Below are 18,258 nucleotides of genomic sequence, written 5' to 3' on the forward strand. Positions count from 1 at the left end.
TATAATTTTGGATCGACCAAGGGAGCCCCTATGACCGACATCGCGTTCTCGTCCGCAAAACCGTCCTTCAGCCCGCTCCGGCTTCAGGAGCGATCGCTCGGCTGGCAGGCGGGCGCCGTCGTGCTCGGTACCCTGTTCCTGGCGCTGTCCTCCTACATCGAGGTGCCGATGGTGCCGGTTCCGGTGACGATGCAGACCTTTGCCGTGACGCTGGTCGGCGCGCTCTACGGCTGGCGGCTGGGCGCGATCACCATCGCCGCCTGGCTGGCCGAGGGTGCGGTCGGCTTCCCGGTTCTGGCCGGCGGGGCTGCCGGCGTACAACATTTTATTGGCCCGACGGGCGGCTATCTCTTCGCCTTCCCGGTTGTCGGCGCACTGGTCGGCTGGCTGGCGGAGCGCGGTTGGAACGGCGGCAGGGTCGTGCTTGCCTTTGCCGCCATGCTGCTCGGCAACCTGCTGTGCCTAGCCCTTGGCACGGCGTGGCTCGCCGTCATCATCGGCGCCGAGAAGGCTGTTGCCTTCGGCTTCCTGCCGTTTGTCCTCGGTGGCCTGCTCAAGTCGGCGCTTGGCGCCGCCACGCTGATGGCGCTCCCGCGCGGCAAGGCGAAATAGCGCCAGCCGTGACGATAAGGCTGCGCGCTCATCACCTCCTTTGCCTGCTCACCTATGTGGGCAAGGGATACAGCCCCGCATTCACGGCCAACTACGACGGTATCGCGCAGCGCCTTGGCCGGGGCGAGGACATACTGGTCGTGTCCGGCCCGGACGACATCTGCGCACCGTTGCTGGATGAACAGGAGCCACATTGCCTGCGGGACAGCGCCGCCGAGCGGGACCGGCTTGCCGCCCACGATGCCGGCGCCTTGCTCGGGCGACCAATCCGGGCCGGTGCGCGCCTCGATCCCGGTGCGGACATGCTGGCGCGGATGCGGCAGGCCTTCTCGGCCGGCCTCACGCGCGAGGCCTGCCGAGGCTGTGAATGGAGCGGCCTGTGCAGCGCGGTGGCGTCAGGCGGATATCAGGGCGCGCGCCTGCGGCCCTCCGGTCTTCCGGGCACTCCTGACGCCGATGCGCCGGTTTCGGGCTGAAAGCCGTTCTTTGCCGGCATGGTTTGTTAATCGGGTGACCCGATTGTGAATTCGAGGCGGATTGAAGCGTGACCCCAAAAAGGCCATGCTTTTCTCCGAAAGATCGAATCTACGTCGATCCCGCTGACGCGGAGATGGCGCCTGGCTGAAAGGGATACGATGCAGCAGGGACGTGCGCGCTGGCTGACAAGGCTGGCACTTGTGACGGGCATGGCGATTTCGGCGCTGCCGGCCTATGCCAAGCAGACCACCGAACCGGTGAAGATCACATCTTTCTCGGGAGCCTATCTGGCTGCCCGGATCGCCGAGGGTGACAACGACCTGGATAATGCCATTGCCTACTACAAGCAGGCCCTGGCCTTCGATCCAAGCGATACGGGCCTGCAGCAGAGCCTGATGCTGTCGCTGATCGCGCAAGGCCGCTTCGACGAATCCCTTGTCTATGCCGACAAGCTCAAGGAAGTTCCCGACGTCGAACGGTTCTCGCGCCTGGCGCTGGCGGTCGATTCCTTCCACAAGAAGGATTTTTCCAAGGCGCAGTATTGGTTGAAGCTGTCGCTGGAATCCGATCTCGACCGGCTGATCTCCGGCGTCATGTCCGGCTGGGCCCAAGAGGGCGCCGGCGACCCCAGCGAGGCGATGGCATCCATCGACAAGCTGCAGGGGCCGGACTGGTTCGGCCTGTTCAAATCCTTCCACCGCGCGCTGATCGCCGACGCGTCCAACATGCCTGAGAAGGCCGACGCGATCTATGCCGCGACCATGCAGGACACCGCCGCCGGCAGCGCGGCTCCCGAAACATGGATGCGCAATGCGCAGGCCTATGCCTCGTTCCTGGCCCGCAAGGGCGACACGGCCAAGGCGGTATCGGTGCTCGATCAGGCCGAGGCGTTTTCGCCGGGCAAGCTGGAAATTGTCGCCTTGCGCGACAGGATCAGCAAGGGCGACAAGATTCCGCCCTTCATAGCCGGCCCATCCGACGGCGCCTCCGAGATATTGCTCGATCTGGCAACCGCGCTCAATCGCGGCGGCGGTGAGCCTTTCGTCAGGCTCTATCTGCAATATGCGCTGGCGCTGAAACCCGACAGCGATGCCGCCCTGGTGCAGCTTGCCGCCGTTTCCGAACAGCTGAAGGACGGCGAGGGGGCCATCGCGCTCTACCGACGGATACCGGATACCTCGCCGCTGAAGGAGCTTTCGGACTTACAGCTTGGCCTCAACCTGGCCGATCTCGATCGCCATGACGAGGCGATCACGCATCTGAAGGCCTTCGTCGATAAGCATCCCAACGACATGCGCGCCTATCTGGCGCTTGGTGGGGTCTATTCGTCGAAGGAGGATTTCCGTTCCGCCGCCAATCTCTACGACAAGGCCGTCGAGGCGCTGAAGACGCCGACCGCCGCCAACTGGAATATCTTCTACCAGCGGGGCATCGCCTATGAGCGGCTGAAGGAATGGCCGAAGGCCGAGCCGAATTTCCGCAAGGCGCTGGAATTGCAGCCCGACCAGCCGCAGGTGCTGAACTATCTCGGCTATTCCTGGGTCGACATGAATATGAACCTGAAGGAAGGCCTGGCGATGATACAGAAGGCCGTCGATCTCAGGCCGAGCGACGGTTACATCGTCGACTCGCTGGGCTGGGCCTATTTCCGCCTCGGCAGGTACGATGACGCGGTGCGCGAAATGGAACGCGCGGTGTCGCTGAAGCCGGAAGATCCGGTGCTGAACGACCATCTCGGCGACGCCTATTGGCGCGTCGGCCGCAAGCTGGAAGCCACCTTCCAGTGGAACCAGGCGCGCGACCTGAAGCCGGATCCCGACGTGCTTGCCGCCTTGCAGCAGAAGCTGATGAAGGGACTGCCGCCGATCGAGTCCAACACGGCGCAGGAAACCCCCAAGGTCAAGCCGGCACCGGCTGCGCCGAAGGGCTAACCGGCACCGGCTGCGCCGAAGGGCTAAGATGAAATGATGTTGCTCGCGAACGGGGCCCTTGTCGGGCTCCGTTTTCGTTGGCAGCCGTGTCAGAACAGCTTGCGGTAGACGACGAAGCCCGAGCGTTCGCCGATCCTGTCGTAGAGCTTCATGGCGGTGTGATTGGTCTCGTGCGTCAGCCAGTAGACCCGGCCCGAACCGGCCGCCTGCGCCCGCTCGTAGACGCCCTCGATGAGAGCCCGGCCGATGCCCTTGCCGCGCAAGGTCTCGTCGGTGAAAAGATCCTGCAGATAGCAGTTCGGCGCGACCGCCGTGGTGCTGCGGTGGAAGAGGTAGTGCACGAGGCCGACGAGCCGTCCTTCACTTTCGGCAACCAGCGCATGCACCGGCTCATAGGCGTCGAAGAAGCGCGACCATGTCATGGCGGTGATCTCGCTTGCCAGCGCCGTCTCGCCCGAGCGCCCGTAAAACGCGTTGTAGCCGTCCCACAGCGGCAGCCATTGCGCGAAATCCTGGCGCGTGACCGGGCGGACGGTGATGGAGTTGGGCATGGCTGACCTGTTGTCTGGCGAGACGGAGTTGTGAGCGTTCACCAGAAGGCACGTGCTCATCGCCGGCAATGGGCCAGCCGCTCGCAAAGCTTTCGACATGCCTCGCGACGCCCGCGCCTTGCTTGACGCTTCGCCGCCGTGTCTCTAGGACGGGGCCGCAAGTCAGCCCTTGCAGCCGAGGCCACCGTGACGATTGAAATCCCCGCCCATATGCATCCCAGCCGCTCCTTTCAGGGGCTGATCCTGACTCTGCACAATTACTGGGCGGACTATGGCTGCGTGATCCTCCAGCCCTACGACATGGAGGTCGGTGCCGGCACCTTCCATCCGGCCACGACGCTGCGGGCGCTTGGACCGAGGCGCTGGAACGCCGCCTACGTCCAGCCTTCGCGCCGCCCCAAGGACGGCCGCTACGGAGAGAATCCGAACCGGCTGCAGCACTACTACCAGTATCAGGTGATCCTGAAGCCCAATCCGCCCAATCTGCAGGAGCTCTATCTCGGCTCTTTGGCGGCGATCGGCATCGACCCGCTGCTGCATGACATCCGCTTTGTCGAAGACGATTGGGAAAGCCCGACGCTGGGCGCCTGGGGCCTTGGCTGGGAATGCTGGTGCGACGGCATGGAGGTGTCGCAGTTCACCTACTTCCAGCAGGTCTGCGGCATCGAATGCGCGCCGGTTGCGGGCGAGCTCACTTATGGTCTGGAACGGCTGGCCATGTATGTGCAGGGCGTCGACAATGTCTACGACCTCAATTTCAACGGCCGCGACGGCGCCGACAAGGTCACCTACGGCGATGTCTTCCTGCAGGCCGAGCAGGAATATTCGCGTCACAATTTCGAATACGCCGACACGACGATGCTGCTGCGCCACTTCGACGATGCCGAGGCCGAATGCAAGGCACTGCTCGATGCCGGTGCGCCCGCATCGAACGACAATCTGCCTGTGCACCGCATGGTGTTTCCCGCCTACGACCAGTGCATCAAGGCCAGTCACGTCTTCAACCTGCTCGACGCGCGCGGCGTGATCTCCGTCACCGAGCGGCAGAGCTACATCCTGCGCGTGCGCAATCTGGCGAAAGCCTGTGGCGAGGCGTTCTTGAAGACGCAGGCCGGCGGATTGGCGGCCTGATCTCAGGCACCCTCCCTCATCAAATCGAGGGAAGCGTTGATCGGCGATAGAATCTGGCCGCTCGGGCCGGCCATTATACGCAATGCTTGGCGCACGCCCGGCATCGAGAAGGCGCCATGGGCCTGAGCGGTGAAGCAGGCGATGAGCGCCAGGATTTGCAAAAGTCTGGATGCCGTTTTCATGGTCGTTCAGCCAATAGCTCTCTGCCTGAGCGTGGGTCGCTTCAGCGCTGCGTTCGGTTCATGGAAATCTTTGATCCAAGGACGAGTGGGATCATCCCGTCCCGACAGGACGCCCAAAATTTCTGGAAAGGGTGACAGCGGCCAGCCGAGTTGCTATGGCCTCTTTACCTCCCCCTGGATGGGGGAGGTCGCCGCGAAGCGGCGGGTGGGAGTGACAGCGCGACTTCTCATGCCGAAACTCGATCGGTTCAAACTGCGGTCGTCGCAACGGCTTCGTGCGGCAATGACCGACGAGGAACGCATTTTGTGGCGGCACCTATGGCGCATCCCGGTGGAAGGCACTCATTTCCGCAAGCAGGCGTCGGTCGGTATTTACTTCCCTGATTTCATCTCGCACCGCCTGAAGCTGATCATCGAGGTGGACGGCGCTCACCACAGTTTCGATCGCCAGCAACGACACGATGAAGTTCGGACAAAATGGTTCGAAAGTCAGGGCTATCGTGTCATCCGTTTCTGGAACCACGAAATCAAAAACGAACTGGATTCCGTCCTCGATACGATCTATGCGGCGGTGGAAGAACGAAAACCAGACCTTCGCCCGCCAGACGCCGAAGGCGCCAGAGATTGAGACGCCGCCACCCCACCCCGGCGCTGACGCGCCGACCCTCCCCATCGAGGGGAGGGTGAGGAGCTATCCATGCCTGACCTGCTTCTAGAACTTCGCTCCGAGGAAATCCCGGCCCAGCCGCGCGCCCGCAGCGCCGGAGGCGCGAGGACGCGCGAACAGGAAAATGGCATGCGGGCGGAGACACTCTGATGCCGGACCTTTTGCTCGAACTTCGCTCCGAGGAAATCCCGGCCCAGCCGCGCGCCCGCAGCGCCGGAGGCGCGAGGACGCGCGAACAGGAAAATGGCATGCGGGCGGAGACACTCTGATGCCGGACCTTTTGCTCGAACTTCGCTCCGAGGAAATCCCGGCCCAGCCGCGCGCCCGCAGCGCCGGAGGCACGAGGACGCGCGAACAGGAAAATGGCATGCGGGCGGAGACACTCTGATGCCGGATCTTTTGCTCGAACTTCGCTCCGAGGAAATCCCGGCCCGCATGCAGCGCAAGGCGGCTGGCGATCTGAGGAAGATGCTGACCGACGGCCTGGTCGAGGCAGGGCTGACCTACGAGGCGGCGCGCGAGTACTGGACACCGCGGCGACTGGCGCTCGACATCAGGGGCCTGACCGCGCGCTCGAAGGACATCAGCGAGGAGATCAAGGGGCCGTCGACGACGGCGCCGGAACAGGCGGTCCAGGGCTTCCTGCGCAAGGCCGGGCTTTCCTCGGTCGTCGAGGCACACGTCCATTCCGACCCGAAGAAAGGCGATTTCTACGTCGCCCATGTCTCGAAGCCGGGCAGGGCGGCGGAAGAGATCATCGCCGGACTGGTGCCTGACATCATCCGCAATTTCCCGTGGCCGAAATCGATGCGTTGGGGGCCGGCCTCGGCCAAGCCCGGCTCGCTGCGCTGGGTGCGGCCGCTGCAATCGATCCTGTGCACCTTCGGTCCGGAAACCGAGGAGCCGGTCGTGGTCGATTTCGAGATCGACGGCATCCGTTCGGGCAATGTCACTTACGGCCACCGCTTTCACGCGCCCGGCGAAATCACCGTGCGCCGCTTCGACGACTATGTAAGCAAGCTGGAAGCGGCCAAGGTCGTGCTCGACGCAGACCGGCGCAAGGAGATCATCCTTGCCGATGCCCGCAATCTCGCTTTCGCCAACGGGCTGGATCTGGTCGAGGACGAGGGGCTTCTGGAAGAGGTGTCCGGGCTGGTCGAATGGCCTGTCGTGCTGATGGGCGCGTTCGAAGAGGCTTTCCTGGCCATTCCGGCCGAGGTGATCCGCCTGACCATCCGCGCCAACCAGAAGTGCTTTGTGACATCGCGCCCAATCTCCCCCCTCGAGGGGGAGATGTCGGCGAAGCCGACAGAGGGGGTCGGCACGACCGGACGCGACTCCCTTTCGCGCACAGAGGATGCCGGCGCTCCACGTGAGACGACCCCCTCTGCCCTGCCGGGCATCTCCCCCTCAAGGGGGGAGATCAGCGAACTTTCCAACCGTTTCATCCTCACCGCCAACATCGAGGCGAGCGACGACGGCAAGGAGATCGCCCACGGCAACGGCAAGGTGGTGCGCGCGCGCCTCTCCGACGCGCTCTATTTCTGGACGACCGACCAGGGCGATCTGCCTGATCTCGCCGAGCTCGAGGCGTCGGCGAGAAAGTTCGGGCTTGATCTGAAGAAGCCTCTCGACCAGCGCACCGCGCGCCTCGACCACCTCAATGTGACCTTCCATGCCAAGCTTGGCACGCAGGGCGCGCGCGTGGTGCGGATCAGGCGATTGGCGGAGGAACTGGCGCCGCTCGTCGGCGCCGATCCCGCGCTCGCCGCTCGCGCCGCGGTTCTCGCCAAGGCCGATCTGACCACCGAAGTCGTCGGAGAGTTCCCGGAATTGCAGGGCGCCATGGGCCGCAAATACGCGCTGCTTCAGGGTGAGCATCCGTCCGTGGCGGCAGCCATCGAAGAGCACTACAAACCGCAGGGGCCGTCCGATTACGTGCCGAGCGATCCGGTGTCGATCGCCGTCGCGCTCGCCGACAAGCTGGATACGCTTGTCGGCTTCTGGGCCATCGATGAAAAGCCGACAGGCTCGAAGGATCCTTACGCGCTGCGTCGCGCTGCGCTCGGCGTCGTGAGGATTTTGGTCGAGAACCGCATTCGATTGGGACTGACGGCGATCTTCGGCAGCGCCTCCATGAACTACACGGTTGGCAGTACGGATCAGGTCCGAGACCTCCTCGCCTTCTTCCACGACCGCTTGAAAGTCTACCTGCGTGATCAGGGCGCTCGCCACGACCTGATCGACGCTGTCATCACGCCGCAGTCGGATGACCTCTTGCAGATCGTACGCCGCGTCGAGGCGCTGGGCTCTTTCCTAGATACCGAGGACGGCAAGAACCTGCTTGCCGGCACCAAGCGCGCCGCCAACATTTTGGCTGCCGAGGAGAAGAAGAAAACCGCGATCGCCGAAACCGTTGAGCCGGCGCTGTTCAGCGAGGATGCCGAGAAATCGCTGTTCGCGGCGGTGAATCAGGCCGAGAGGCAAGCCGGCGAAGCGATTCAAAACGAAGACTTTTCCGCCGCCATGCTGGCGCTTAGCGTTTTGCGCGAACCGGTTGATTCATTCTTTGAACGCGTTCTCGTGAATGATGAGGATCAGGCCGTGCGCGCCAATCGATTGGCGCTGCTCGCCCGCATCCGCGCGGCCACCGACCAGGTTGCGGATTTCTCCAAGATCGCGGGCTAGAGACTTCAGGCGGCGACACTCGTCCACGGCGCAAAAGCGGCCTGTCCGGCAATGGTGCCGGACGCCGGACCGACGTCAAGACAGCCGCTACTTGAGCTTGCCGACTCCAGGGACGGGCTGCTGCGCTGCCGCCGCCGGCGCGGCTGCCGGTGATGTCGCCGGGGTCTTCTGCCCATTCGCCGCCGGTGCCGTCGAAGCGGTGGCGGTTGCAGGGGCAGTGGCCGGCACCTTGGCCTGCGTGGGCGTCGAGAAGGCGCTGCCGACGATACCGCCGCGAATGATCATCGGGTTTTGCAGGAAGCCGTGCCGCGCCTCAGGCGCGTTCGGGATCGCCGCCACCTTTTCATAGGTGACGTCAGGGTCGCCGAGTGCGGTGACCGACCGCGTATCGCCTGCCTGGGCAGCGTCGGCTGCCTCCAGCGTGACAATGGACGGCGTTGCGGACGGCGTTCCGGGAAAGACCAGTGACGAGGCCTGGGCCCCGCCGGCCATCGCCGCCAGAGTGACACCCAGCGTTCCCCAAATACGCACAGACACGATGAAAGCTCCCCATTACCCGGAAGCCCCACGATAGCGGGTCGGAATTGATGCCGGCTTTCGCGGAACCGTAGCATTTTAGGGATTGTTAAATCGCCAAGGGCCGGGCTTGCCCCTTGGACGCCATCGTACTACGCAGCCGGCATTCGTGAGGTGACCAGAGTGGCTGAAATTCTTGCCGTCGGCGAGGCGATGGAACGGGCATTGGCGCTGCTTGAAAGCGGCGAGGTGGTCGCCATTCCGACCGAGACCGTCTATGGGCTCGCCGGCGACGCCACCAACGGCATCGGCGTGGCGCGCATCTTCGAGGCCAAGGGGCGGCCGCGCTTCAACCCTCTGATCGCCCATATCGCCGATATGGAGATGGCCGAGCGCATCGCTGTGTTCGATCCGCTGTCGAGGAAATTGGCGCTTGCGTTCTGGCCAGGTCCTTTGACGCTGGTGCTGCCGCAGCGGCCCGGCAACGGCACCCATCCTTTGGTCACCGCCGGGCTCGACACGATCGCCTTGCGCATGCCGAGGGGCTTTGGCGGCGACCTGATTGCAAGGCTCGGCCGGCCGCTTGCGGCCCCCAGCGCCAATTCCTCCGGCAGGATCAGCGCGACGACGGCGCAAGCCGTGGCGGCTGATCTCGGCGCACGCATAAAGCTGGTCGTCGATGGCGGGGCGACGCCGGTCGGGCTGGAATCGACCATCGTCAAGGCCGAAGAGGGAAAATTGCGTCTGCTGAGGCCCGGCGGGATTGCCGCCCAGGAAATCGAGGCGGTCGTCGGCATGGAGTTGTTGCGCGGCGCCGACGCCGGTGTCGAGGCGCCGGGCATGCTTGCCTCGCACTATGCGCCTGACGCCGCGGTGCGGCTCAACGCCGGGACCGTCGGCGAAGGCGAGGCGCTGCTGGCCTTCGGCAAACGTCGCGCTGAAGGCTGGCAAAACGCGGCCGCCTGCCTCAATCTGTCCGAGGCTGGCGACCTGCGCGAAGCGGCGAGCAATCTTTTCGCCTACATGCAGGAACTCGATCGCAGCGGCGCGCGGATCATCGCCGTCGAACCCGTTCCCTTCGACGGGCTCGGCGAAGCGATCAACGATCGGCTTTCGCGGGCCGCCGCGCCGCGTGACAATAGCTTGCCGCCAACATAGTTTCGCGCACATGACCGACATCGCCGAGATTCCCGACACCGCTCTCATCGACCGCTTCGCGGCGATCGTCGGTGAGAAATACGCGCTGCGCGACCAGCGCGATATAGCACCCTACATCACCGAACGGCGCGGGCTGTGGCATGGCGCGACATCGCTTGTGCTGCGGCCAGGCAGTGTGGAGGAGGTCAGCCGGATCATGCGGCTGGCGACCGAGACGGCAACGCCGGTCGTGCCGCAAAGCGGCAATACCGGGCTGGTCGGCGCCCAGGTGCCGGACAACTCCGGCCGCGAGATCGTGCTGTCCCTGTCGCGGCTGAACCGCATCCGCGAGATCGATGTCTTGTCCAACACCGTGACGGCGGAGGCCGGCGTCATCTTGCAGACGTTGCAGGAAGCGGCCGATGCCGCCGACCGGCTGTTTCCGCTGTCGCTGGCCGCGCAGGGCTCCTGCCAGATCGGCGGTAACCTTTCCTCCAATGCAGGCGGCACCGGCGTGCTGGCCTATGGCAATGCGCGCGAGCTTTGCCTCGGCGTCGAGGTGGTGCTGCCGACGGGCGAGGTGTTCGACGATCTGCGCAAGCTGAAGAAGGACAATACCGGCTACGACCTCAAGAATCTGTTCGTCGGCGCCGAAGGCACGCTCGGCATCATCACCGCCGCCGTGCTGAAACTGTTCCCGAAGCCGAAAGGTCGCGAGGTTGCGTTCGTCGGCCTGCCGTCGGCCGAGGCGGCGCTGTCGCTGTTCAGCCTGGTGACGGACCGCGCCGGCGCCGCGCTCACCGCCTTCGAGCTGATCGGCAAGCGGCCCTACGATTTTACGCTGGCGCATGCCCAGGGCGTGGTGCGGCCGCTGGCGCAGGATTGGCCGTGGTATGTGCTGATGCAGATCTCGTCCGGCCGTTCGCCGGAGGATGCCAGGGCCCTGATCGAGGACGTGCTCGGGGCCGGGCTGGAACAGGAAATCGTCGGCGATGCGGTGATCGCGGCCAGCCTCGCCCAGGGCGATGCCTTCTGGAATTTCCGCGAGGTGTTGCCCGATGCGCAGAAGCCCGAGGGCGCCTCGATCAAGCATGACATTTCGGTGCCGGTGGCATCGATCCCACGTTTCATCGAAGAGGCCGCCGGCGCGGTGGCTTCGGTCAGCCCCGGAGCGCGCGTGGTCTGCTTCGGCCATATGGGCGACGGCAATCTCCACTATAACATCTCGCGGCCAGTTGACGGCGACGACCAGGCGTTCCTCGATCTCTACCACCCCATGAACAAGGCCGTGCACGACGTCGTGCGCTCCTTCCACGGCTCGATCTCGGCCGAGCACGGCATCGGCCAGTTGAAGCGGGACGAACTGATCGCCACCGCCCCGCCGATGGCGATAGACCTGATGCGCAGGGTCAAGCAGGCCTTCGACCCGGCCGGCATCATGAATCCTGGTAAGGTTATCTGATCCTTTCGGATTCAAGCGCTCGGTCGCATTCCGATAACCATCCCCGTGATCAGCAAAATTTAACCGACTTTCTTAAGCGCGGCGGTAAGGAGGCCGCGCTACTGTTTCCCCATAACGAGGCCGGGAAAACTGGCCCGGAGAGAACCGGACACCGGCTCTCAGGAGAAACAGGAAGGCATTCAATGAACACTGGACTGAAGCCAGTCTGGGCGGGACGCAACATGCGCCTCGACCCATTCCGCCTGCCGCAGGTGGTAAGCTACGCCACGCGCGACGACTATGGCGACGTGACCTTCACCATCGACCACCGTGGCGCCGTGATCCGCCGCCTGCTCGAGATGAGCGGCGTACCGGCGATCATCGCTCTGCCCGCCAATGCGTTCCGCGGCGTTGCCGCCCGCGCGATGGAGGACCCGGAAGGTAACGTCACGGTGACTTTGGAACTCCTGCACAATGATCCGATGCTGTCGGTGCCGCTGCTGGTGGCCGACGATCTCGACGACGTCGCCGCCGACTGGCGCGCCTGGGCCGACGCCTATCGCCTGCCGATGCTGTTGATCGAATCGGACGGCATCGCCCGCACGCTGGAGGAATCGCTCGGCGCGGCCATCAAGACGCTGCCGCCGCAGGATCGCCGCAAGGGCCGCGTTTCGACCATGCGCCGCCCGCGCTTCCTCGCCCGCCGCAGGGCGGGTGACCTCGGTCTCAGGCTGGTGATCGGCGGCGAGGAGATCATCGCGCGCGAATAGGCTGAAATTCTGTCTGGAAGGCTGGCGCCGGCTGCCGCCACCTTCTCTCCGTAAACGGGGAGAAGGGAAAGAAAACTATACCAGCGGCTTCAGCGCCACCCACAGCGCGCCGCCGATGAGGCCGAGGAAGATCAGCCAGCCGACCTGGTTGTTCGACCTGAACAGCCGCAGGCATTGATCCGGATTGTCGATATCCAGCACCAGGATCTGCCGCGCCATGTGGGCGCCGGCGGCGATAAGTCCGGCCAGAGCCACGACAGGGGCCTGCGCCGAAGCGAAGGCGATGGCGAAGCAGACAAGCGCGCCGCCATAAAGCCCGGCCAGCCACGATTTGGTATTGTCGCCGAACAGGCGCGCGGTCGAGCGTACGCCCACGATGGCGTCGTCTTCCTTGTCCTGGTGCGCATAGATCGTGTCGTAGCCGATCACCCACAGGATCGAGCCGAGATAGAGCATGACGGCCGGCCCGTCCAGGTCGCCGAACTCAACCGCCCATCCCATCAGCGCGCCCCAGGAAAAGGCAAGGCCGAGAACCAGTTGAGGCCAGTTGGTGATCCGTTTCATGAATGGATAGATGGCGACGATGGCCAGCGAACAGACGCCGAGCAGGACGGCGAAGCTGTTGAACTGCAAGAGCACGGCAAGTCCGACCAGTGCCTGCAGGATGAGAAACAGCCATGCCCCCCGCCGCGTGACCTTGCCCGACGGAAGCGGCCGCGAGCGCGTGCGCTCGACCTGATTGTCGATGTCTTCGTCAGCCAGGTCGTTGTAGGTGCAACCGGCGCCGCGCATGGCGATGGCGCCGGCCAGGAACAGCACGAGATACAAGGGCGCCGGCAGCAGCGAAGGCAGCGGATCGCCCGGGCGCGGGTAGGCGCTGGCCGCGAGAGCCGCGGACCACCAGCACGGCCACAGAAGCAACTGCCAGCCGATCGGCCTGTCCCATCGGGCAAGCTGCGCATAGGGCCATATCGGCCGCGGCAGCACGCGGTACACCCAATGGCCGTTCGGCGCGTCGGCGACGCGGCCCTGGGCTGCTTTCGACTGAACCGTTTCCATGAACGATGGAGTGGCAGCAGCCGCGCAAACCGTCAAGCGGCGAGCAGGGCAGTGGCATTCGTCAGCGCTTCAGGAGGCGAAGATGTCGCGGGCGGAGAACCAGCTCTTTGCCACGTCGACGAAGGCCAGCACGGCATTGGGCAGGCGCTGGTGCGTGTCATGGGTGAGGATGATGCGCTGCATGGGCAGCGGATCGGAAAGCGGCTTGCAGACGAGAGGCAAGCCGTCATAGCTGCGGTCGCCATGCGGCCTCGTGTAACTGACGGCGACGCCGAAGCCGTTGGCCACCATGCTGCGCTGGAGTTCGAACGAGCTTGTCTGCCTGTCGGCGACCGGCGACAGGCCACGGCTGCGGAACAGGTCCAGCATGTGCTGCCAGCTATGCGGCTGGTCCGTCGTGATCAGCGGATAGGCGGCCAGATCGGCCAGGCTGACATTGGGACGATCCGCCAGCGCGTGTCCAGCCGGCAAAAGCGCGTGCGGCCTGAGCTCATGCAGCAGGATGCGGGCGAAATGCGAAGGCAGCCCAAGATCATAGGTGAGCCCGAGGTCGACGGCGGCATCGCCGAGGCGCCGCCCGAGCGTCTCGAAGGTCTCGTCGCGCACGATCACTGCAACCTCAGGATGGCGTTCCGAGAAGGCGCGGATCAGGGCCGGCGCGAAATAAGGCGCCAGATCTTCGAAGCATCCGAGCACCAGTTCGCCCCCGAGCGCCGACTTGCGCGAGCCGAGACCGATGAGATCGTCCGTCTCGGCAAGGACCTGTTTCGCCTTGGTCACCACGGCGCGGCCGAAGGATGTCAGCGAAACGCCGCTTCCGCGCTGGCGCACGAAGAGTTTCTGGCCGAAATCCTGTTCGACCGCGTCGATCGCCACCGAAATGGACGGCTGTGAGACGTTCAGCGACCTGGCCGCGCCGGTAACGCTGCCCTGGCGAGCGACGGCAACCAGATAGCGCAGCTGCGTTAGGGTCAGACTCATAGAGTGGCACTATGTGACAGATGAGAAGTTATTATTTTACTGAATGAAAGAGGCTTGCGATAGTGGCATCGATCCCTGAAAGGAGAATGCCATGGCTTCCCAGACCGCACCTCGCGCGATCGACACAGGCTTGATCGATGCGCGGACAATAGCGGATTACCAGCGCGACGGCGCTGTCTGCATCCGCGGCGCTTTCAAGGACTGGGTCGAAACGATCGCCGCCGGCATCGAGCGCAACATGCAAAACCGCAGCGCCACCGCGTCGGATATCGCCAATGGGCGAGGCAGCTTCTTCGACGACTACTGCAACTGGGAACGCATTCCAGAATTCGTCGAGCTGGTGGGCGAATCGCCGGCGGCTGAACTGGCGGCCGCGGTGATGCGGTCGCGCACGGCGCAGTTCTTCCACGATCATGTCCTTGTCAAGGAACCGGGCACGCAGAAGCCGACGCCCTGGCATCAGGACATCCCCTATTATTTCGTCGACGGCCGGCAGACGGTGAGCTTCTGGATCCCTATCGACCCTGTAAAGGAGGCAACGCTGCGGCTGATTGCCGGCTCGCACAAATGGGACAAGATGATCCTGCCGGTGCGCTGGCTCGACGACAGCAATTTCTATGCCGACGAGGGCGACTACCTGCCGGTGCCGGATCCAGACACGGACCCCTCGCTGGAGGTGCTTGAATGGGAAATGGAGCCGGGCGATGCCATCCTGTTCGATTTCAGGACCGCGCATGGCGCGCGCGGCAACCTGACCGCGGCGCGGCGGCGTGCGCTATCGCTGCGCTGGGTCGGTGACGACGCCCGTTATGTCGAACGGCCGGGGCGCACCTCCCCGCCCTATCATGGCCATGGCATGCAGTCGGGGCAGAAGCTGCGCGAAGACTGGTTCCCGATCGTTTTCCAGAGCTGAAGCGCTTGCCAGAAAATCGGCGACGGTCTCCGCCGCCGATTCTTGGGCAGGGGTAACGTTCCCGTGCGCAATTTCGACCAAAGCGCCCGGATGCCTTGACCCGTCGTCCAGAGAGCAATAGCGGGTTCTCTGGAAGATTACAGGCATCAAGAGGTGGCCATGAACGTTCTTCTTCTCGGCTCCGGCGGCCGCGAACATGCGCTCGCCTGGAAGATCGCCGCGTCGCCGTTGCTGACCAAGCTCTATGCTGCGCCCGGCAATCCTGGCATCGGCCGCGAGGCGGAGCTGGTCAAGCTCGACATCGCCGATCATTCCGCTGTCGCCGCCTTCTGCAAGGACAAGCAGATCGACCTCGTCGTGGTTGGGCCGGAAGGGCCGCTGGTCGCCGGCATATCAGACGATCTGCGTGGCTGGGGCATCCGCGTCTTTGGCCCGTCGCGTGCGGCGGCGCGGCTCGAAGGATCGAAGGGCTTCACCAAGGATCTCTGCGCCAGATATGACATCCCCACCGCCACCTATGGCCGTTTCTCAGACCTGGCATCGGCCAAGGCCTATGTCGAGAAGATGGGCACGCCGATTGTCATCAAGGCCGACGGCCTTGCCGCGGGCAAGGGCGTCACGGTCGCAATGACGATGGATGAGGCGCTGGCCGCGCTCGACGCCTGTTTCGACGGCTCTTTCGGCACGGCCGGCGCGGAAGTGGTGATCGAGGAGTTTCTGACCGGCGAGGAGGCCAGCTTCTTCTGCCTGTGCGACGGCACTACAGCACTGCCCTTCGGCACCGCGCAGGATCACAAACGCGTCGGCGACGGTGATGTCGGCCCCAACACCGGCGGCATGGGCGCCTATTCGCCGGCCCCGGTGATGACGCCCCAGATGGTGGAGCGCACGATGCGCGAGATCATCGAACCGACCATGCGCGGCATGGCTTTAACGGGTGCATCCTTCGCCGGCATTCTCTTCGCCGGGCTGATGATAACGGACGAAGGGCCGAAGCTGATCGAATACAACACCCGCTTCGGCGACCCCGAATGCCAGGTGCTGATGATGCGGCTGAAGGACGACCTGCTGGTGCTGCTCAATGCCGCCGTCGATGGCCAGCTCGCGCACATATCGGCGCGCTGGAGCGACGAGGCGGCACTGACCGTCGTCATGGCCGCGAGGGGCTATCCCGGCACGCCCGAAAAAGGCTCGGTCATTCGCGGGCTCGATGAGGCTGCCAGCGAAGGCGCCCAGATTTTCCATGCCGGCACCGCCATCAATGGCGGTGCGCTGGTCGCCAATGGCGGTCGCGTCTTGAACGTCACCGCGGTCGGCGCGACTGTCGGCGAGGCGCAGGAGAAGGCCTATGCCGCGCTCGACCGTATCGACTGGCCGCAGGGCTTCTGCCGCCGCGACATTGGCTGGCAGGCCGTGGCGCGCGAAGCGGCAGGAGCAAGCTGACCGCAAGGATCCTGTCGCGCGCTTTCAGCGTTTGCCGCGGTCGGGTTCGGTAGAAGCGGTGCTCACCGGGTCCGCCGCCGCAGCGAAGGCGGCGTCGAGTTGCGCTGGGGTACGCTGCCCGGTGCGCTTCCAGGAGACATATTGGACGATGCCGAAGATCGGCCGCCGCGGCACCGTCTTCACGACAGGCATGCGGAACCCGTCGCGGAATTTCGACCAGCGCGAACCAAGCACCGCGACCATTTCCCCGAAACTCGGCGGCGTCGCCACATCGGCGTAGATGAGAGTGGTCTTGCCGGCCAAAGCGGCTTCGCGCGAGAGCGGCACCGGTACGCTGGCGAGATAATCCGCCGGCACGTCGATCAGCCCGCCGAACGGCCATTGCTGGCGCAGCGTGGCGGCATCTGTCGGCGCGACGTTGACGTCGATGTCGTCGGGCGTGCCGGCTACCCTGTAGGGGCACCGGAAGCGGCCGCAATTGGCCTGCGCCGAAAACTGCCAGAGCGCATAGCCTTGCCAGTTGCCGATGGGAAAATGCACGTCGATGTCAGGCTTGTAGCGCGCGTACCAGAGCGGCAGCCGCGACAGCAGCCGGTATTTGTAGCTGTTGTCGGCGATATACTGGGCGGTCTTGCCATTGGTGTAGAGTACCGGGAAGCGGCCGATGCGCCGATGCACCTGGCGCACGAACGCCTCGGCGTCGTCGAGCGACATCCATTGCGCGGGATCAATGCCTTCGATGTCGAGGGCCATGAGGTCGTCCGGCGCGGGATCGGCGAAATCGAGGAAATTATTGGCCTGCTCGACCGGATTGCCGGGGCGGGCGAGGTGATAGGCGCCCCATTTCAGGCCGAGGGCCTTGGCGACCACCTTGCGCGTCTGGAACAGTTCGCGCGTCACCGCATGGCGTTTCCACAGTGCCTTGCAGAGTTTGACCTCGGTATCGTCTCCGGAGCAGGAATAGGGCGGCGACATGCCATCGGAGGCTTTGTTGATGAAGCCGACGACGCGCTTGTCCGTGGCAAGCTGCGCCCAGTCGATGGAATTGTATTCGTAGGCATCGACGACAAGCGCCCGGTCGGCACTTTTCCACGGCTCGGAGAAATCCGAGACCCTTGCCGCCGTTGTCAGCGCCATCATCGCCGCGAGAGCGATCGCTGGGCGGCGAAGAAGATGCGCCGTTCTCTTCAAACAGGAATCCCCGTTGATCAAAGGCAAATCCTGGACCGCTATGGTTAAGGATTCGCTTTCAAGGCAATGCGGTCCGTCAGCCGAACAGCTTCAATGCCGTCGCTACTGATAGGAACAGCGACAACCGCCGGTCTTGAAATGGCCTGAAACCATATTTGCAATAGAAGGCGGCGGCCATGTCGTCCTTTGCGTCGACGATCAGTGCGAAGGAAGCAGGAGCAGCTTGGGCGCAGCGCCGAAGTGCATCCACGATCAGTATCGATCCTACTCTTTGTCCCTGATATCGGGTATCGACTGCCAACCTTCCGATCAATATGGCGGGCAGGACCGGGTAACGCGGTAGGCGTCTTGTCAGGTCTTCCGGCAGAGAAGTGATGGGCACACTTGACGCTGCAAGAGTGTAGTATCCGGCAATGAGATCGACATCACGGTCCGCGGCGACAAAGCAGTTGCTAACTCGGCGTTTGACGTCCTGGCTTGCCAACTCGTGTAGATATTGGCCGAGTGCCAGCACGCCACAGCTGAATGCCTTACGATCATACGATCCGCCCAGCGGCTCGATGATCAA

Annotated in this window: 18 protein-coding genes; 11 read left to right on the forward strand and 7 right to left on the reverse strand. The window is 64.2% G+C overall.

What is annotated here, in order from left to right; genetic code table 11:
• The first annotated feature begins 30 nt into the window (after positions 1–30).
• The 3 genes from LB545_RS10870 to LB545_RS10880 all read left to right on the forward strand — a co-directional run bounded on the left by LB545_RS10870 (position 31) and on the right by LB545_RS10880 (position 3,020).
• The gene (locus LB545_RS10870) at positions 31–612 is read left to right on the forward strand and encodes a biotin transporter BioY (protein ID WP_140497991.1); all 582 of its coding nucleotides are present in this window, start codon (positions 31–33) and stop codon (positions 610–612) included.
• An 8-nt stretch (positions 613–620) separates the two neighbouring features.
• Positions 621–1,088, forward strand: a complete 468-nt coding sequence (locus tag LB545_RS10875; protein ID WP_140497994.1) for a DUF1284 domain-containing protein — start codon at positions 621–623, stop codon at positions 1,086–1,088.
• 159 nt (positions 1,089–1,247) lie between these two features.
• Positions 1,248–3,020, forward strand: coding sequence for a tetratricopeptide repeat protein (locus tag LB545_RS10880; protein WP_140514774.1), 1,773 nt, complete (start codon positions 1,248–1,250; stop codon positions 3,018–3,020).
• A gap of 89 nt (positions 3,021–3,109) precedes the next feature.
• Here LB545_RS10880 and LB545_RS10885 read toward each other — a convergent pair whose 3' ends face one another.
• On the reverse strand, positions 3,110–3,571 hold the full coding sequence (locus LB545_RS10885) for a GNAT family N-acetyltransferase (protein WP_140498002.1): 462 nt from the start codon (positions 3,569–3,571) through the stop codon (positions 3,110–3,112).
• Positions 3,572–3,781: 210 nt separating this feature from the next.
• Here LB545_RS10885 and LB545_RS10890 point away from each other — a divergent pair, with 210 nt between their 5' ends.
• Entirely contained in the window at positions 3,782–4,702 is a 921-nt protein-coding gene (locus LB545_RS10890) for a glycine--tRNA ligase subunit alpha (protein ID WP_181165179.1), read from the forward strand.
• A gap of 2 nt (positions 4,703–4,704) precedes the next feature.
• Here the strand turns inward: LB545_RS10890 and LB545_RS10895 are convergent, their stop codons facing one another.
• Entirely contained in the window at positions 4,705–4,884 is a 180-nt protein-coding gene (locus tag LB545_RS10895; protein ID WP_140580745.1) for a hypothetical protein, read from the reverse strand.
• A gap of 229 nt (positions 4,885–5,113) precedes the next feature.
• Between LB545_RS10895 and LB545_RS10900 the strand changes: the two genes are divergently transcribed.
• Together LB545_RS10900 and glyS are read left to right on the forward strand one after the other, a co-directional pair.
• Positions 5,114–5,512: an endonuclease domain-containing protein gene (locus LB545_RS10900; protein WP_140623548.1), complete on the forward strand. Its 399-nt coding sequence runs from the start codon at positions 5,114–5,116 to the stop codon at positions 5,510–5,512.
• 426 nt (positions 5,513–5,938) lie between these two features.
• Positions 5,939–8,239, forward strand: coding sequence for a glycine--tRNA ligase subunit beta (gene glyS / locus LB545_RS10905; RefSeq protein ID WP_224705012.1), 2,301 nt, complete (start codon positions 5,939–5,941; stop codon positions 8,237–8,239).
• 87 nt (positions 8,240–8,326) lie between these two features.
• Here glyS and LB545_RS10910 read toward each other — a convergent pair whose 3' ends face one another.
• A complete protein-coding gene (locus LB545_RS10910) occupies positions 8,327–8,776 on the reverse strand; it encodes a hypothetical protein (protein ID WP_224680888.1) in 450 nt (149 codons plus the stop codon).
• Positions 8,777–8,938: 162 nt separating this feature from the next.
• Here LB545_RS10910 and LB545_RS10915 point away from each other — a divergent pair, with 162 nt between their 5' ends.
• From LB545_RS10915 to LB545_RS10925, 3 genes are all read left to right on the forward strand, one after another.
• The gene (locus LB545_RS10915) at positions 8,939–9,913 is read left to right on the forward strand and encodes an L-threonylcarbamoyladenylate synthase (RefSeq protein WP_140762446.1); all 975 of its coding nucleotides are present in this window, start codon (positions 8,939–8,941) and stop codon (positions 9,911–9,913) included.
• 10 nt (positions 9,914–9,923) lie between these two features.
• Complete coding sequence (locus LB545_RS10920) at positions 9,924–11,354, forward strand: FAD-binding oxidoreductase (protein WP_140629214.1); 1,431 nt, start codon at positions 9,924–9,926, stop codon at positions 11,352–11,354.
• Between the two features lie 182 nt (positions 11,355–11,536).
• Positions 11,537–12,103 (forward strand): DUF6101 family protein, encoded by a 567-nt coding sequence (locus LB545_RS10925; RefSeq protein WP_140498020.1) that lies wholly within the window; start codon positions 11,537–11,539, stop codon positions 12,101–12,103.
• Positions 12,104–12,178: 75 nt separating this feature from the next.
• Here LB545_RS10925 and ubiA read toward each other — a convergent pair whose 3' ends face one another.
• Together ubiA and LB545_RS10935 are read right to left on the reverse strand one after the other, a co-directional pair.
• Positions 12,179–13,162: a 4-hydroxybenzoate octaprenyltransferase gene (gene ubiA, locus LB545_RS10930; RefSeq protein ID WP_140558222.1), complete on the reverse strand. Its 984-nt coding sequence runs from the start codon at positions 13,160–13,162 to the stop codon at positions 12,179–12,181.
• A gap of 69 nt (positions 13,163–13,231) precedes the next feature.
• Positions 13,232–14,143, reverse strand: a complete 912-nt coding sequence (locus LB545_RS10935) for a LysR family transcriptional regulator (RefSeq protein WP_140762443.1) — start codon at positions 14,141–14,143, stop codon at positions 13,232–13,234.
• 91 nt (positions 14,144–14,234) lie between these two features.
• On the opposite strand from LB545_RS10935, the gene LB545_RS10940 reads away from it, so the two are divergent.
• Positions 14,235–15,056 (forward strand): phytanoyl-CoA dioxygenase family protein, encoded by an 822-nt coding sequence (locus LB545_RS10940; protein WP_140762440.1) that lies wholly within the window; start codon positions 14,235–14,237, stop codon positions 15,054–15,056.
• Positions 15,057–15,215: 159 nt separating this feature from the next.
• Positions 15,216–16,499 carry a phosphoribosylamine--glycine ligase gene (purD, locus tag LB545_RS10945; RefSeq protein ID WP_140520820.1) on the forward strand — a complete coding sequence of 428 codons (1,284 nt, stop codon included), beginning with the start codon at positions 15,216–15,218 and terminating at the stop codon, positions 16,497–16,499.
• A 24-nt stretch (positions 16,500–16,523) separates the two neighbouring features.
• Here the strand turns inward: purD and LB545_RS10950 are convergent, their stop codons facing one another.
• A complete protein-coding gene (locus LB545_RS10950; RefSeq protein ID WP_140580949.1) occupies positions 16,524–17,639 on the reverse strand; it encodes a glycoside hydrolase family 25 protein in 1,116 nt (371 codons plus the stop codon).
• Between the two features lie 127 nt (positions 17,640–17,766).
• Entirely contained in the window at positions 17,767–18,258 is a 492-nt protein-coding gene (locus LB545_RS10955; protein ID WP_224705014.1) for a GNAT family N-acetyltransferase, read from the reverse strand.

It is taken from the genome of Mesorhizobium sp. BR1-1-6 (assembly GCF_020165355.1).
GTDB lineage: Bacteria > Pseudomonadota > Alphaproteobacteria > Rhizobiales > Rhizobiaceae > Mesorhizobium.

Coding starts and splice junctions, on each gene's coding strand:
- LB545_RS10870 (WP_140497991.1), top strand. CDS start 31: ATGACCGACATCGCGTTCTCGTCCGCAAAACCGTCCTTCAGCCCGCTC.
- LB545_RS10880 (WP_140514774.1), top strand. CDS start 1,248: ATGCAGCAGGGACGTGCGCGCTGGCTGACAAGGCTGGCACTTGTGACG.
- LB545_RS10885 (WP_140498002.1), bottom strand. CDS start 3,571: ATGCCCAACTCCATCACCGTCCGCCCGGTCACGCGCCAGGATTTCGCG.
- LB545_RS10890 (WP_181165179.1), top strand. CDS start 3,782: ATGCATCCCAGCCGCTCCTTTCAGGGGCTGATCCTGACTCTGCACAAT.
- LB545_RS10895 (WP_140580745.1), bottom strand. CDS start 4,884: ATGAAAACGGCATCCAGACTTTTGCAAATCCTGGCGCTCATCGCCTGC.
- LB545_RS10900 (WP_140623548.1), top strand. CDS start 5,114: ATGCCGAAACTCGATCGGTTCAAACTGCGGTCGTCGCAACGGCTTCGT.
- glyS (WP_224705012.1), top strand. CDS start 5,939: ATGCCGGATCTTTTGCTCGAACTTCGCTCCGAGGAAATCCCGGCCCGC.
- LB545_RS10920 (WP_140629214.1), top strand. CDS start 9,924: ATGACCGACATCGCCGAGATTCCCGACACCGCTCTCATCGACCGCTTC.
- LB545_RS10925 (WP_140498020.1), top strand. CDS start 11,537: ATGAACACTGGACTGAAGCCAGTCTGGGCGGGACGCAACATGCGCCTC.
- ubiA (WP_140558222.1), bottom strand. CDS start 13,162: ATGGAAACGGTTCAGTCGAAAGCAGCCCAGGGCCGCGTCGCCGACGCG.
- LB545_RS10935 (WP_140762443.1), bottom strand. CDS start 14,143: ATGAGTCTGACCCTAACGCAGCTGCGCTATCTGGTTGCCGTCGCTCGC.
- LB545_RS10940 (WP_140762440.1), top strand. CDS start 14,235: ATGGCTTCCCAGACCGCACCTCGCGCGATCGACACAGGCTTGATCGAT.
- purD (WP_140520820.1), top strand. CDS start 15,216: ATGAACGTTCTTCTTCTCGGCTCCGGCGGCCGCGAACATGCGCTCGCC.
- LB545_RS10950 (WP_140580949.1), bottom strand. CDS start 17,639: ATGATGGCGCTGACAACGGCGGCAAGGGTCTCGGATTTCTCCGAGCCG.